The sequence below is a fragment of the Labedaea rhizosphaerae genome (assembly GCF_004362825.1).
In the GTDB taxonomy this organism is placed as follows: Bacteria; Actinomycetota; Actinomycetes; order Mycobacteriales; family Pseudonocardiaceae; genus Labedaea; species Labedaea rhizosphaerae.
In genome coordinates, this window is the sequence record NZ_SNXZ01000003.1 from 554,436 (window position 1) to 567,225 (window position 12,790).

Annotated in this window: 14 protein-coding genes; 8 read left to right on the forward strand and 6 right to left on the reverse strand. The window is 69.4% G+C overall.

Going from position 1 to position 12,790, the window contains the following annotated elements; genetic code table 11:
• Positions 1–53: 53 nt before the first annotated feature.
• Positions 54–1,682, reverse strand: coding sequence for a S53 family peptidase (locus EV186_RS19595; RefSeq protein ID WP_133850762.1), 1,629 nt, complete (start codon positions 1,680–1,682; stop codon positions 54–56).
• 584 nt (positions 1,683–2,266) lie between these two features.
• Here EV186_RS19595 and EV186_RS19600 point away from each other — a divergent pair.
• From EV186_RS19600 to EV186_RS19625, 6 genes are all read left to right on the forward strand, one after another.
• A complete protein-coding gene (locus EV186_RS19600) occupies positions 2,267–2,695 on the forward strand; it encodes a CBS domain-containing protein (protein ID WP_133850763.1) in 429 nt (142 codons plus the stop codon).
• Between the two features lie 42 nt (positions 2,696–2,737).
• A complete protein-coding gene (locus tag EV186_RS19605) occupies positions 2,738–3,151 on the forward strand; it encodes a GNAT family N-acetyltransferase (protein WP_133850764.1) in 414 nt (137 codons plus the stop codon).
• A gap of 106 nt (positions 3,152–3,257) precedes the next feature.
• Positions 3,258–4,679 (forward strand): neutral zinc metallopeptidase, encoded by a 1,422-nt coding sequence (locus EV186_RS19610; RefSeq protein WP_133850765.1) that lies wholly within the window; start codon positions 3,258–3,260, stop codon positions 4,677–4,679.
• A 114-nt stretch (positions 4,680–4,793) separates the two neighbouring features.
• Positions 4,794–6,299, forward strand: coding sequence for a neutral zinc metallopeptidase (locus EV186_RS19615; protein WP_133850766.1), 1,506 nt, complete (start codon positions 4,794–4,796; stop codon positions 6,297–6,299).
• Positions 6,300–6,328: 29 nt separating this feature from the next.
• Positions 6,329–7,798: a neutral zinc metallopeptidase gene (locus EV186_RS19620; RefSeq protein ID WP_133850767.1), complete on the forward strand. Its 1,470-nt coding sequence runs from the start codon at positions 6,329–6,331 to the stop codon at positions 7,796–7,798.
• Positions 7,799–7,800: 2 nt separating this feature from the next.
• On the forward strand, positions 7,801–8,124 hold the full coding sequence (locus EV186_RS19625; protein ID WP_133850768.1) for a hypothetical protein: 324 nt from the start codon (positions 7,801–7,803) through the stop codon (positions 8,122–8,124).
• A gap of 51 nt (positions 8,125–8,175) precedes the next feature.
• Here the strand turns inward: EV186_RS19625 and EV186_RS19630 are convergent, their stop codons facing one another.
• The 3 genes from EV186_RS19630 to EV186_RS19640 form a co-directional block, all read right to left on the reverse strand.
• The gene (locus EV186_RS19630) at positions 8,176–8,733 is read right to left on the reverse strand and encodes a dihydrofolate reductase family protein (protein ID WP_133850769.1); all 558 of its coding nucleotides are present in this window, start codon (positions 8,731–8,733) and stop codon (positions 8,176–8,178) included.
• Between the two features lie 162 nt (positions 8,734–8,895).
• Positions 8,896–9,267 carry a YchJ family protein gene (locus EV186_RS19635; protein WP_133850770.1) on the reverse strand — a complete coding sequence of 124 codons (372 nt, stop codon included), beginning with the start codon at positions 9,265–9,267 and terminating at the stop codon, positions 8,896–8,898.
• Positions 9,268–10,227: a tetratricopeptide repeat protein gene (locus tag EV186_RS19640; RefSeq protein WP_243754150.1), complete on the reverse strand. Its 960-nt coding sequence runs from the start codon at positions 10,225–10,227 to the stop codon at positions 9,268–9,270.
• A gap of 152 nt (positions 10,228–10,379) precedes the next feature.
• Here EV186_RS19640 and EV186_RS19645 point away from each other — a divergent pair, with 152 nt between their 5' ends.
• On the forward strand, positions 10,380–10,670 hold the full coding sequence (locus EV186_RS19645; RefSeq protein ID WP_133850771.1) for a hypothetical protein: 291 nt from the start codon (positions 10,380–10,382) through the stop codon (positions 10,668–10,670).
• Positions 10,671–10,774: 104 nt separating this feature from the next.
• On the opposite strand, the gene EV186_RS19650 is transcribed toward EV186_RS19645, so the two are convergent.
• Both EV186_RS19650 and EV186_RS19655 read right to left on the reverse strand, forming a co-directional pair.
• Positions 10,775–11,638 (reverse strand): SCO6745 family protein, encoded by an 864-nt coding sequence (locus EV186_RS19650; protein ID WP_133850772.1) that lies wholly within the window; start codon positions 11,636–11,638, stop codon positions 10,775–10,777.
• A complete protein-coding gene (locus EV186_RS19655; protein WP_133850773.1) occupies positions 11,635–11,934 on the reverse strand; it encodes an MTH1187 family thiamine-binding protein in 300 nt (99 codons plus the stop codon). The genes EV186_RS19650 and EV186_RS19655 overlap by 4 nt, the downstream gene beginning before the upstream one ends.
• A gap of 42 nt (positions 11,935–11,976) precedes the next feature.
• Here EV186_RS19655 and EV186_RS19660 point away from each other — a divergent pair, with 42 nt between their 5' ends.
• Positions 11,977–12,480 (forward strand): MarR family winged helix-turn-helix transcriptional regulator, encoded by a 504-nt coding sequence (locus tag EV186_RS19660; RefSeq protein WP_133850774.1) that lies wholly within the window; start codon positions 11,977–11,979, stop codon positions 12,478–12,480.
• The last annotated feature ends 310 nt before the right edge of the window (positions 12,481–12,790 follow it).

Sequence of the window (12,790 nt, forward strand, 5' to 3'; positions counted from 1 at the left end):
CGACCGCCCGGGTCGCGCTGAGGCGAACCCGGGCGGTCTGCGTTATCGCTTGATCAGCTGCCCGAGAGGGCGGTGTAGAGGTCGCCGGCGTTGTAGCTGCCGAGACCGGTCACCTGGTCGTAGCCGGGGCCGGCCGAGAAGCTGCCGTTGCTGCCCGAGGTCACGTCGTTGAAGCCGGTGCCGCCGGTGCCGTACAGCGCCTGGTTGGCCGCACCCAGCGGGCTGCCCTTCGCCTGGCCGTAGAGGGCCGAGAAGCCGGCCCACATCGGCGCCGCGGCGCTGGTGCCACCCACGGTCTCCCACTGACCCGCCGAGTAGATCGCGTAACCCGAGTTCGGGTCGGCGTCCGACGACACGTCCGGGACGGTGCGCTTGGCGGCGTCGCCGGTCTGCCAGGCCGGCTTGTCGAACACGGTCGACGTGCCACCGCCCGAGCCGTTCCACGCGGTCTCGGCGCCGGAGGAGGCGTCGAGGTTGGTACCGCCGACACCGGTCACGCTCGGCGAGGAAGCCGGGAAGTCGACCGCGTCGCCGCTGTCGCCGGTGGAGCGGGTGCAGTCGGCCGAGCCGTCGTCACCGGAGGCCGAGTACCAGCCGATGCCCTGCGAGGCACCCTGTGCGAACGCCTGGTCCACCGCGGTCATCTCCGCGGGGTCACGCGCGGCTTCGCAGGCGCCCCACGAGATCGACACGGTGTTGACCTTGGCGTCGCTGACGATCTGGTTGGCCATGTCGGTCTCACCGGAGTCCGAGTTCGGCGCCTCGTAGACGTACTGCTGCGCCTTCGGGGCGATCGCGTGGATCACCTCGATGTCCAGCTCGACCTCGACCTGGCCCTGACCGGGCTGGCTGTCGTAGTTCGCGCCGTCGACCGACACGGTCTGCGGGGCGGTGGCGTCCAGGCTGTACTGCTGGTCGTACGTGGTGATGTTGTCGGCCTGGTAGCCGTCGAACTCCCAGACGGCCACGTTCTGGCCGGTGCCGTCGGCGTTGAGCGGCGCGGTGTTGTACGCGCTGTTGAGCTCGGCCGGGCCGTAGCCGGACGGGGCCGCCTTGTGGCCCTTGCCCTTGCCCTTGGTGGCGGCCTTCGTGACCACCGAGTGGTGCACGCGGGTGGCGTGGTTGTTCAGCCCGACCACGGCGGCGGTCACGTCGGCGACGTCCTGGGGCAGCTGCGGCGCCGCGTCGTTGGCGAAATACGCCTTGTTCGTCGTGGCGTCGGTGTAGGCGCCCAGGTTCGTGTGGAAAGCCGACTGGACCTGGCTCGCCGAACCGGTGAAGTCGACGACCTGGCGGTTGCCGGAAACGCCGGTGACCTTGAGGCCGCTGCTGGCCAGGAACGAGCTGACCTTGTTGACCTCGTCCTGCGTCGGGGCGTATTTCGCCGCGAACTGCCGCGGGGTCAGGAAGTGGTGGTACTGCGACGAGCGCGGGTCGTTGACCGCGGCGAGGAACTTGTCCAGGTCCGCCCGGTTGTGCAGTTTGAGCGCGATCGCGCCATTGAGCGACTTGTCTGCGTCCACCGCTCCGGTGCGGTGGCTGTGCGCCAGCGCCGGGTTGACGTTGTGCGGCACGGCAACGAGCGGTTCGGCGCCCGCCGACGACTGACCGGCGATGACCACCCCGGCCACGACGGCCACCGGCGCCACGACGGCGGCGGCAACCCTCAGACGTTTTCTCACAGGGACTCCCCGACAACTAGTTCGAATACCCGACTGCGGCTGAAACTATTTCGGCGCATTTCCGGGTGTCAACGACGTTCCAATAACGGGGAATGTCCGGAGGTGACAGAATTGTATTACCGGGATGCCCAGGCGAGGTTTTCGTGCCCTCGCGTTCTCGCCTGTTCCGCCCGATTCGCGGTATGAAATTCCGACTGTTGTTGCGTCTGGCGCTTTAGTCCGTTTTGCGCGGACCGAGCAGGGGTCACGCCGGAGCGCTACTGGCCAGTTTAGAAAGAGATGGGTCCATCCCGGCACCTTCGATGGTCGGTGAACTTCCCACCGATGGTCGTACTCCGAATGGACTAGTCACTCTTGCCAGGCGGCGTGGGTGTTCTTCCGGGGTGGGCGAGCTCGACCCTGGCGCCGGATGGGTCGGCAGGGCATGGCGGGGCGAGTTGGCGACCAAGTGCTCACCGCCTGTTCCTGCTGGTGGCGGCCAATGGCAACGGGGTGATCGGACCTGCTTCGCCTTTCGGGAGCGGCTCCGGCCGATTAACCTGGATCATCAAGCCATTGCCGGACGGACAGGATCGGGGTCTCGGATGCGTATCTCGGACGTGCTGCGGGGCAAGGGTTCGGAAGTCGCCACGGTGGGGCCGCACGAAACCGTGCGCCACCTGGTCGACCAGCTCGCGGAACACAACATCGGCGCCATGGTCGTCGTGGACGAGAACGAGGTGGCGGGCATCGTGTCCGAACGCGACGTCGTGCGGCGGTTGCGCGAACGCGGCACGGACCTGCTGGACGTGGCCGTCGCCGAGATCATGACCAAGGTCGTGGTCACCTGCTCGCCCGACGACACCGTCGACAGCCTCGCCGAGACCATGACCGCACGCCGCATCCGGCACGCGCCGGTGATCGTGGAGGGCAGGCTGGCGGGCATCGTCAGCATCGGCGACGTGGTGAAGAGCCGGATCAACCAGCTCGAATCGGACCGCCAGCAGCTCGAGTCCTACATCGCCCAGGGGTAAATGCGCGCGCGTCGGCGCCGTCCTCGGCGCTAGCGTGCCGCCATGCGGATCACGCGCGTCGAGGACGCCGGCGTCGTGCTCGCGGCGGCCCACCTGTTCGACGAGCCGCCCCGGCCGGACGCCACGGAGCGGTTCCTGGCCAGCCCGACGCACCACCTGCTCTTCGCCTACGACGACGACGGCACGGCCATCGGGATGATCTCGGGCGTGGAGACCACCCACCCCGACAAGGGCACCGAGATGTTCTTGTACGAACTGGAGGTCGCCGAGCCGGCCCGGCGGGCCGGGGTCGCGACCGCGCTCGTGCGGGCGCTGGCCGATCTCGCCCGCGAGCGCGGGTGCTACGGCATGTGGGTGGGAACCGAGCACGACAACACCGCGGCACGGGCGACCTACGCCAAGACCGCGACCGAGCAGGCGTCGTTCGTGCTGTTCAACTGGGACTTCGCCGGGTGACCTAGACCCTGTGGACGGGGCCGGCGGCGCTCACCGACGAAATCGGGACGGCCGGATCCTGCGGACCTGACCGCACCCAGACGACCCCTGGGGCAGACTGGGCCCCGTGTCGAACACCGCCAACCGCATAGGCATCGCCGTGCTCGTCGTCGCGCTGGTCGCGTCGTGCGCCATGCTGGCGGTCGGCTTCGGCAGAGACCGGACGGTCGCGGGCACGGCCGTGGCCGGCAGCGGTTCGGTGACCAAGCCCAACCAGCCCGACGGCGGCGGTGTCGACCCGAAGTTCGTGCACGGCACGGACGACGGCCCGATCGACCGGCTCGCCGCGACCGTCATCACCGACGTCCAGGACTTCTGGCGCGACACGTTCCCGCAGGTCTTCGGTTCGCCCTGGCAGGACATCGACGGCGGGTTCTACTCCGTCGACACCGCCGATCCCGACGCCGAAGCGCCGCCCTGCACCGACAAGCCGTCCGACGTCGAGGGCAACGCCTTCTACTGCCCCACCGCCGACATCGTCGCGTGGGACCGGGCCGCCTTGTTGCCGGTGCTCAAGGAGCGCTTCGGCGACGTGGCGATCATGGTGGTGTTCTCGCACGAGATCGGCCACGCCGTGCAGCGCCGGTCCGGGCTGACGCTCGAGAAGCAGCAGGCCGACCCGCAGAAGTACCCGACGATCCTGATCGAGTCGATGGCCGACTGCTACGCGGGCTCGTTCGTCCGCTGGGTCAGCGACGGGCACGCCCCGCACCTGCAGATCAGCAAGGAACAACTCGACTCGGCCATGGAGTCGCTGATCGTCTTCCGCGACCCGGTCGGCACCTCGCAGACCGACGAGGGCGCACACGGCGACGCGTTCGACCGCGTCTCGGCCTTCCAGGACGGCTTCACCGGCGGCCCGAAGCTCTGCTCGCAGATGACCGTGGCAAACCACAAGTTCACCCAGACCGCGTTCCTGCGGGAGTCCGACCAGGCCACCGGCGGGAACATGCCCTTCAACGACCTGGTCACCCAGATGGCGCCGAACCTGGACGCCTACTTCGGCGCCGTGGTCGGCCAGCTGGGCAAGCAGTGGCCCAAGCCGACGGTCAAGCCCTCCGACAACACCCCCGCCTGCGGCGACGCGCAAGGACCGGTGGCGTTCTGCCCGAGCACCGACGAGATCGACGTCGACGCGACCGACGAGCTGCGCGGGCTGCACACGAGCATCGGCGACTACGCCACCGGCACGCTGCTGGCCAGCCGGTACGGGCTCGCGACGCTGTCGGCCGCGGGCAAACCGACCAACGGCGAGCAGGCCCAGCACCAGGTGCTCTGCCTGGCCGGCTCGTACACCGGCGCTCTGCTGGACACCCCCGGCCAGTTCACGCTCTCCCCCGGCGACCTCGACGAAGCGGTGCAGGTGTTGCTCGAGGTCGACTACGCGGGCCGGGACGACACGGGCAAGGCCATGGCGACCGGTTTCGACCGGATCGACGCGTTCCGCACGGGTGTGCTGCAGGGCGTCGGCTCGTGCCAGGTCACCTGACGGATCACCTGATCGGACCGTCCTCTCACGACGGCGAACCGGGTGAAACGCGAGCCCAGTACAGTGCGTCGAACTCTTCGCAGGCGACAAGCTAACGAACTGGGGATCTTCACCATGCGTACTCGATCCACGGCGGGAATGGTGACCGCGCTGGGGCTCGCGCTCGCCGTCATCGCCGGGTGTTCCTCCGGCGGCGACGGTGGTGGCGGCGGCGTCAAACCGTCCTCCGACGCACCGGCCGACTACAACCCGGGCGGCAGCATCAACCAGGTGTCGGCGGGCGGGCTGCCGGTGCAGGACGGCCCGTCCGGCACCAAGCAGGGGGTGCCGGACGCGCAGCTGCAGATCGACAACGCGGCCACCGACGGCGAGGCCAAGCAGATGGACACGCTCGCGGCCAACGCGCTCGACGACGTGTTCACGTTCTGGCAGGCCGAGATGCCCGCCGACTTCGGCGGCAAGCAGTTCAAGAAGCCCGACCGCCTGCTGTCCTACGACGCTTCCGGTTCGCCGCAACAGTTCTGCGGGATCTCCACCAAGAACCTGGTGAACGCGGCCTACTGCTTCACCGACAACACCGTCGCCTGGGACCGCGGCCAGCTGCTGCCGATGATCCAGAAGTCGGTCGGTGACATGGGTGTGGTCACGGTGTTCGCCCACGAGATGGGCCACTCGGTGCAGCACCAGGTCGGCGAGAAGAGCCAGCAGAGCATCGTGCTCGAGCAGCAGGCCGACTGCTACGCGGGCGTGTTCATGCGCTGGGTGGCCGAAGGCAAGTCCAAGCACTTCCAGCTGTCCACTGGGGACGGTCTGAACAGCGTGCTGGCCGGGATCTTCTCCTTCCGCGACATCGTCGGGCAGTACAACGCCCAGGACACCAGCCCGGACGCCGTGCCGCACGGTCTCGGCTTCGACCGCGTGTACGCGTTCCAGACCGGCTTCACCGAAGGTGCGCCGCGCTGCGCGAAGATCGACATCAACGAGATCAACAAGCGCATCCAGCAGCGTGAGTTCAACAAGAAGGAACAGGGCGACAAGGGCAACGTCGAGATCGACAACGACAACCTGACCCTGCTCGACGCCGACCTCGACAAGGTCTACGGCCTGCAGGGCGACGCCAAGCCGAACGTGCAGAACGGCGGGCAGTGCCAGGGCGGCCCGCAGGTGAACACCGCGATCTACTGCAAGCAGCAGAACCTGGTGATCATCGACAAGCAGAAGCTCAACGAGATCTCCAAGCCGCCCAAGGAAGACCTGCAGGTGCCCGACCCGAACGGCACGGCGATCGGCGACTTCGGCGCGTTCTCCGAAGTGGCGTCGCGCTACACGCTGGCGATGCTCAAGTCCAAGAACATCGCGCTGGACGACGAGTCGGCCGGGTTGCGCTCGTCGTGCCTGACCGGGTTCTGGGCGCAGAAGGCGAGCAACGGCGACGACCACTCCATGAAGCTGCACATCTCGCCGGGTGACCTCGACGAGGCGGTCGCGGAGCTGCTGGCCAAGAACAGCGTCATCGCGGCGGACGTCAACGGCAAGCCGGTGCCCAGCGGTTTCGCCCGTGTCGAGGCGTTCCGCATCGGGTTCACCAATGACATGAACACCTGCCTGCAGCTGCACTGAGGACGATCAAAGAGCAGGGGACGAACGAGATGCGCGTCGGGGCTGCCTTCGTACCGTTGACCGTGCTGCTGGCCGTGCTGGCCGGGTGCACGACGGTCGTCACGGGGCAGCCCCGCGCGCTCGGGCAGATCGACCCGGGCACGGTCGCCGGCCTGCCGGTGACCAACGGGCCGAGCGGTCCGCGCGCGGGTGCGTCGGACGCGCGGCTCGAGGTGGAGAACGTGGCGTCGGACCAGCAGGGCCACGCGATGGACCTGTTGGCCACCAACGCGTTGTCCGACATCTACCAGTTCTGGACCGACACGCTGCCCGCTCAGTTCGGCGGCACCGAGTTCGTCGCACCGAAGCGGCTGGTCTCCTACGACTCGCGCAGCGACTCGATGAAGATCTGCACGCTGGACACACGCGGGCTCGTCAACGCCATGTACTGCCGCATGGACGACAGCGTGTCGTGGGACCGGGGCGAGTTGCTGCCCCAGTTCGCGAACAACCCGAACTACGGCCCGATGTCCGTGGTCACCGTCCTGGCCCACGAGATGGGTCACAAGGTGCAGTACCTGCTCGGCGCGAAGAGCGGCATCGACGACGACACGCCGACGATCGTCAAGGAGCAGCAGGCCGACTGCTACGCGGGCGTGTTCATCCGGTGGGTCGCCGAGGACAAGGCACCGCACTTCCAGCTTTCCACCGGGGACGGGCTGAACAAGGTGATGTCCGCGATCCTGTCCATCCGGGACCCGGTCGGCGCCGCGGACGCGAACCACCCGCAGGCGCACGGTCTCGCGTTCGACCGCATCTACGCCTTCCAGGCCGGGTTCACCGACGGCGCCCAGCGCTGCGCGAAGATCGACATGAACGACGTGCAGGGGCGGCTGACCGAGCACAAGTTCGACCAGCAGGACTTCGACCGCGGCAACCTGCGGTTCGACGAGCGTTCGGTGGGCCTGCTGCAGATCAGCCTCGACGAGGCGTTCAAGGGCGTCGGCGTGCCGCTGCCCAAGATCGTGCCGGGCGGGAGCCGGTGCCCCGACGGCAAGGACACCCCGCCGGCGACGTACTGCGCGGCGAACAACCAGGTCAGCATCGACCTGCCGCGCTTGGCGAACCTGGCCTCGCCGCCGACCCGCGGCCAGCCGCTGGACCCGAACGCGCCGGGCATCGGTGACTTCGCGGCGTTCGCGGAGGTCGGCTCGCGGTACGCGCTGTCCATGGAACACGGGCGCGGGTTGCCGCTCGACGGCACCGAGCCGGGCCTGCGCACGGCGTGCCTGACCGGTGCCTGGGCGTCGTTCACGCGGCACCGCACCCAGGACAACCCGCAGAACCAGCTGCGCCTGTCGGTGGGCGACCTGGACGAGGCGGTCGCGGAGTTGTTGTCCCCGCACGGTTTGATCGCCGCGGACGCATCGGGCACGCAGGTGCCGGCCGGGTTCGCGCGGGTCGAGGCGTTCCGGGTCGGCTACACGCAGGGCTCCAAGCCGTGCACCGAACAGTTCTAGCGATGCCCCGCGCCCGGTTCTTCTTCGACGCCGGTTCGGGCTCGGTGCTGTGGAGCGACGACGACCCGGCCCGGGAGCGCTTCGACTACGCCATCGAGCTGGACGCCCTGCCGCTGAGCGACGGGCTGAGGGCCGAGCTGAACCGCTTGATCCACGCCTACGACGACTCCGTCGACTGGGACTACCCGCCGAACCCGACGCCGTGGTCGCCGCAGCAGTGCGCGCGGTTCAACGGGGAAGTCCGCGCCGCCATGACGAGATTGCGGGCGGAACTCGGGCCGGAGTGGGAAGTCGTCGACGGATTCCGCGAGCTCCCCGAGGGCTAGGGCATGCGCGATGGCACCGGGGACCGGCGGTCCCCGGTGCCATCGTGGGTCTTACTTGTCGGCTGGGGCGTAGCAGAGTTCGAGGACCCCGGACGGGAACGCGGTGCTCTTCACCAGACGCAACCGCAGCGCCTCGTCGAGCTCCGGGAACAACGGCGCCCCCTTGCCGGTCACCGCGGGCAGCACCCACAGGCGGTACTCGTCGACCACCCCGAGCTTGATCAGCGAGTGCTGGAACGAGGTCCCGCCCGCGGCCACGAGGTCCTTGCCCGGCTCGGCTTTGAGCTTGGCGATCTCCTCGGCCGTGTCACCACTGGCGATCCGGGTCTCCGGCCTGTCGTCGGCGCTGGTCAGGGTGCGGGAGAACACGACCTTGGGGATCTCGTTCATCGCCTTGGCCGACGGGTGGTCGGAGGTGGGCCAGAACCCGGCCATCGCCTCGTAGGTGTTGCGGCCCATCAGGAACGCCCCGGCCTCCCACAACCGGTTGACGAAGTACTCCTCCTGCTCCGGGTCGTCGATCGACATCATCACGTCCCGGATCCCGTTGTCGCCATCGGCGCTCTTGCCGTCGAGCGAGACGTAGAAACCCAGAATCAGCTTGCGCATCGAGTCCTCCAGTTGCCGGGCGGCTGCCTGGTCGCTGATCGCCGCCGCTCTCTCTGCTGGGGAGAACACTCTCACCGACAACTCAGATTGTCAAGACAAAACTTTTTGTCGGTAATGAGCGTGCGTCAGCCCGCTCTGAGATCGAGGTGGAGATGGGCCGGGCTAGTGCTCGCCGTCCACGTAGAACCACTGGCCGTCCTCGCGGACGAAGCGGCCCTTCTCGTGCTGGGCGCCGGTGAAGGCACCGTCCTGGTAGGACGCGGTGAACTCGACCGTCCCGGTCTTGTGCAGCAGTCCGCCACCGTCGGTGGCGTCGATGGTCAGCCGCTGCCACCGGCGCCCCGAGTCCAGCCGCAAGGACGGCGGGCGCGTGCTGGCGTGCCACGTGCGCAGCAGGTACTCGGCATCGCCGAGGGCGAAGGCGCTGTACCGCGAGCGCATCAGCTTCTCCGCCGTCGGCGCGGCCGCGGCCCCGGTGTGGAACGGACCGCAGCACGCGTCATAGGGCACGCCGGTGCCACACGGGCACCGCATCTAGAACAGCGCGCTGGCCAGGTCGCGGCGCGCCGCCAGCACCTTCGGGTCGTCGGCCGGGAAGAGGCCGAAGAGCTCCACCAGGTGGCTGCGAACCCGGTCGCGATCCTCCCCCGCGGTGCGCCGGACGGTGTCGACCAGCCGGCGGAACGCGTCCTCGACGCGCTGCTCGGCCAGCTCCACGTCGGCCGCGGCGAACTGGGCGTCCAGGTCGTCGGGGTTGGCGTCGGCGGTGGCGATGGCGTTCGGGTCGGCGGACTCGGCGCGGGCGATGAAGCGGACCTGCGCGAGCGCGGCCTTGACCTCTTCGTTGCCTGGCTCGGCGTCGAGGATCTGCTGGTAGGCGGCCTCGGCCGCGGCGTAGTCGCCGCGTTCGAGGGCGTCCTCGGCGGCCACCAGGCGGGGGTCCTCCGCCTCGGGCTCCGGCTCGTCGGCCGGCGCGCCCGCGTTGTTGGCCTCGGCCGCGGCGATGCCGGGCATGCGGTCGCGCAGCGCGGTGACCAGCCGGTCGATCCACTGCTTGAGCTGCGGTTCGGGCAGGACGTCGACCAGGCCGTCGATCGGCTGGCCGGCGGCCACGGCGATGAGCATCGGCACCGACTGGGCACCGAAGGTCTGCGCGATGCGCGGGTTCGCGTCCACGTCGACCTTGGCCAGCAGCCAGGTGCCGCGGCCTTGCGCGGCCAGCTTGGCCGCGGTCGCCACGAGCTCCATCGACTGCGGGCTCCACGACGCGTACAGCGCGACGACCACCGGGACCTGCAACGACTGCTCGACGACGGCACCGAAGGTCTCCTCGGTGGTGTCGAGGACGAACTCGCTCGGCGGCCCCGACGGGGCAGCGCCCGAGGAGTTCGAGGTGCGGGTGGCGTCGGCGCGCGCCTTGAGCGCGGACAGGTCGACGGCACGGGACATCGCCGCGCTCAGCGCCGCGGTCTGGCGAGGATCGGGCCTTGTCACGTCTCCATCCTGGCACGCGCCCGGTTCGGGCCGTTCACACCCCGGCCCCCATCGGCTCGACCGAACTTCATGAACCACACGAGGAAATTCGTCGAACATCGACCAATGCCCACAAAGTGTGGGTGAATTTCCTACCCTGCAAGGAGTTGTTCATGCGCTCACGTGCTCTGCAGGCGCTCGCGCTCTCCGGCGTGGCCGCCGCGTGCGTGGTCCTCAGCCCGGCAACCAGCTCCGCCGCTCCGTTGGCCACCAACATGGCCCACGTCAACTCCAACATCGCCTACACCTGGCTCTACGTGAGCCCGTACGGCGACACGCACTACAACGTCCAGCTGGGCCCCTGCGTGAACTTCTACTACGACGGCATCGTGAACGGCCGCTACAACGACATCACCCACGGCGGGTGGGTGTCCACGGACCGGGCCGGCTCCGGCTGGTGCTAGGCGCTGCCTGACCTCCTGCGGCCGGGGTGGTGCACCGCCCCGGCCGCAGGAGGTCACGCGCCCGGTTCGGGCCGTTCACACCCCGGCCCCCATCATCGAGCCGGTCAGGTCCGCATGTCGGCGGTGGCGTCGATGGCCATGGGGTTGCGGCGCATCACGTCGTTGTCCTTGGCCAGGGTCTGCGCGAGCGGGTACATCAGCTCGGCCAGCCTCGCGGTGCGGTCGAGGCCCAGCGCACGCCACGGCCGCGTCGCGGCTTCGTCGGTCGCACGCTCGATCTCGGCACGCAGTTCCTTGCCGCGCTCGGTGATGGCCCCGTCGACGGCGAGCAGGCCGCGGTCGGCCAGCCGCACGCTCGCCTCCGCCCACTCCACCTCGGACCAGCCACGGGCCAGGCGCATGTAGGCCTGGTCGAGGCCGGTGTCGGCGGCGAAGAGCGCCAACGCCTCGCACGGGTCGAGGTCGGCGGCCACCAACGCGGCCACGTGCCCGTCGCCGCGGGACTCGCGCAACGTGGTCGTCGCCTGCCACAAGGCCAGGTGCGGCTCCTCGGGCACCGGGAGGTCCGCGTTGGCCGCGCCCAGCGGCCGGCCCGCGGTCGGCGCCGCCGCGGCGGCCTCGACGGCCAGAGCAGCCGCCTCCCCGAGACCCGCGAGCGTCGGCTCGCCGAGCATCCGGCGCAACGTGGCATCCACGCCGGAAAGCCGCACCCGCAAGAACTCCGACGGTGGCGCGACCGTCCACACTTCGGGAACAGCGCGCGCCACCTTGGCCGGGTGGAAGTTGTAGAACGCGGACGTCACCTGGGCGGCGCTGGCCGCGCCCAGCGGGGCCGCGCGCATGCCGAAGTAACCCATCCAGCCGCCCTTGCAGCCCAAGGCATCGGTGGCCGCACGCGACTCGGGTGTGAAGTACGTGACGTCGTGGTAGGTCTCGAAGCGCAACCAGAGCTGGCGGGGCGAGGTCATTCGCCCGCCAGGTGTTCTTCGAGGCGCTCGACCTTCGCGGTGAGCTGGCCGGTGTGGCCCGGCCGCACGTCGGCCTTGAGCACCAGCGACACCCGCGGGTACTTGGCGGCCAGCACGTCGACCGCCTGCTTGACCACGGCCATCACCTCGTCCCACTCACCCTCGATGGTGGTGAACATGGCGGTGGTCTCGTTGGGCAGGCCGGAGGCCCGGACCACCCGCACCGCTTCGGCCACGGCCGCCGCGACGCCATCGGACTCGCCCCCGAGCGGGGTCACACTGAATGCCACGAGCATGGCGCCCACCCTGCCGTGAACCCACTGGTAGCTTCAAGCGCCATGAGCCAGCGCGCCCTGCCGTTCGACCCCATCGCCCGCGCCGCGGAGCTCTGGCAGGACCGGATCGGCGACGCGACCGCGATGGCGGCGGTGACCAGTGTGATGCGCGTCCAGCAGATCCTGCAGTCCGCTGTGGACAATGCGCTCAAGCCGCACGGGCTGACCTTCGCCCGCTACGAAGCCCTGGTGCTGCTCACGTTCTCACAACGTGGGAGCCTGCCGATGCGGGTGATGGGTGAGCGCCTGCAACTGCACCCGACGAGCGTGACCAACATCGTCGACCGGCTCGAAGCCGAGGGTCTGGTCAAGCGCATCCCCCACCCGACCGACCGGCGCACCACGCTCGCCGAGATCACCGAGGCCGGCCGGGAGCGGCGGGCGGCCGCGACGGCGTCGGTGACGTCGATCGACTTCGGGCTGAGCGGCCTGACCGCCAAGCAGACCGTGGCGCTGACCGACCTGCTGGCCAAGGTGCGCAAGTCGGCGGGCGACTTCGAGGACTGAGCCGGCCCGATCAGCTCTGGCCTGCCCCAGTCGGGCACCGATGCGGTGCCCGCAACCGTGCCCGCATTCCTCCGGTCCTGTCCGCCGCGGCCCGGTTTGCTCACGTCCACCTCATCGTCGAGATTGGACGGACACATGACCGACTCCCTGATGTCCCGCCGCAACCTGCTCGGCTGGGGCGGTGCGCTCACCGGCGCGCTGCTGCTCGCGGGTCCCGCCGGGCTCGGTGAAGGCACCGCCGAAGCCCTGGCCGGCTTCGACTTCGGCCCCATCCACCACGCGTTCGAGTTGGCGCCGGAGCGGATCGCGC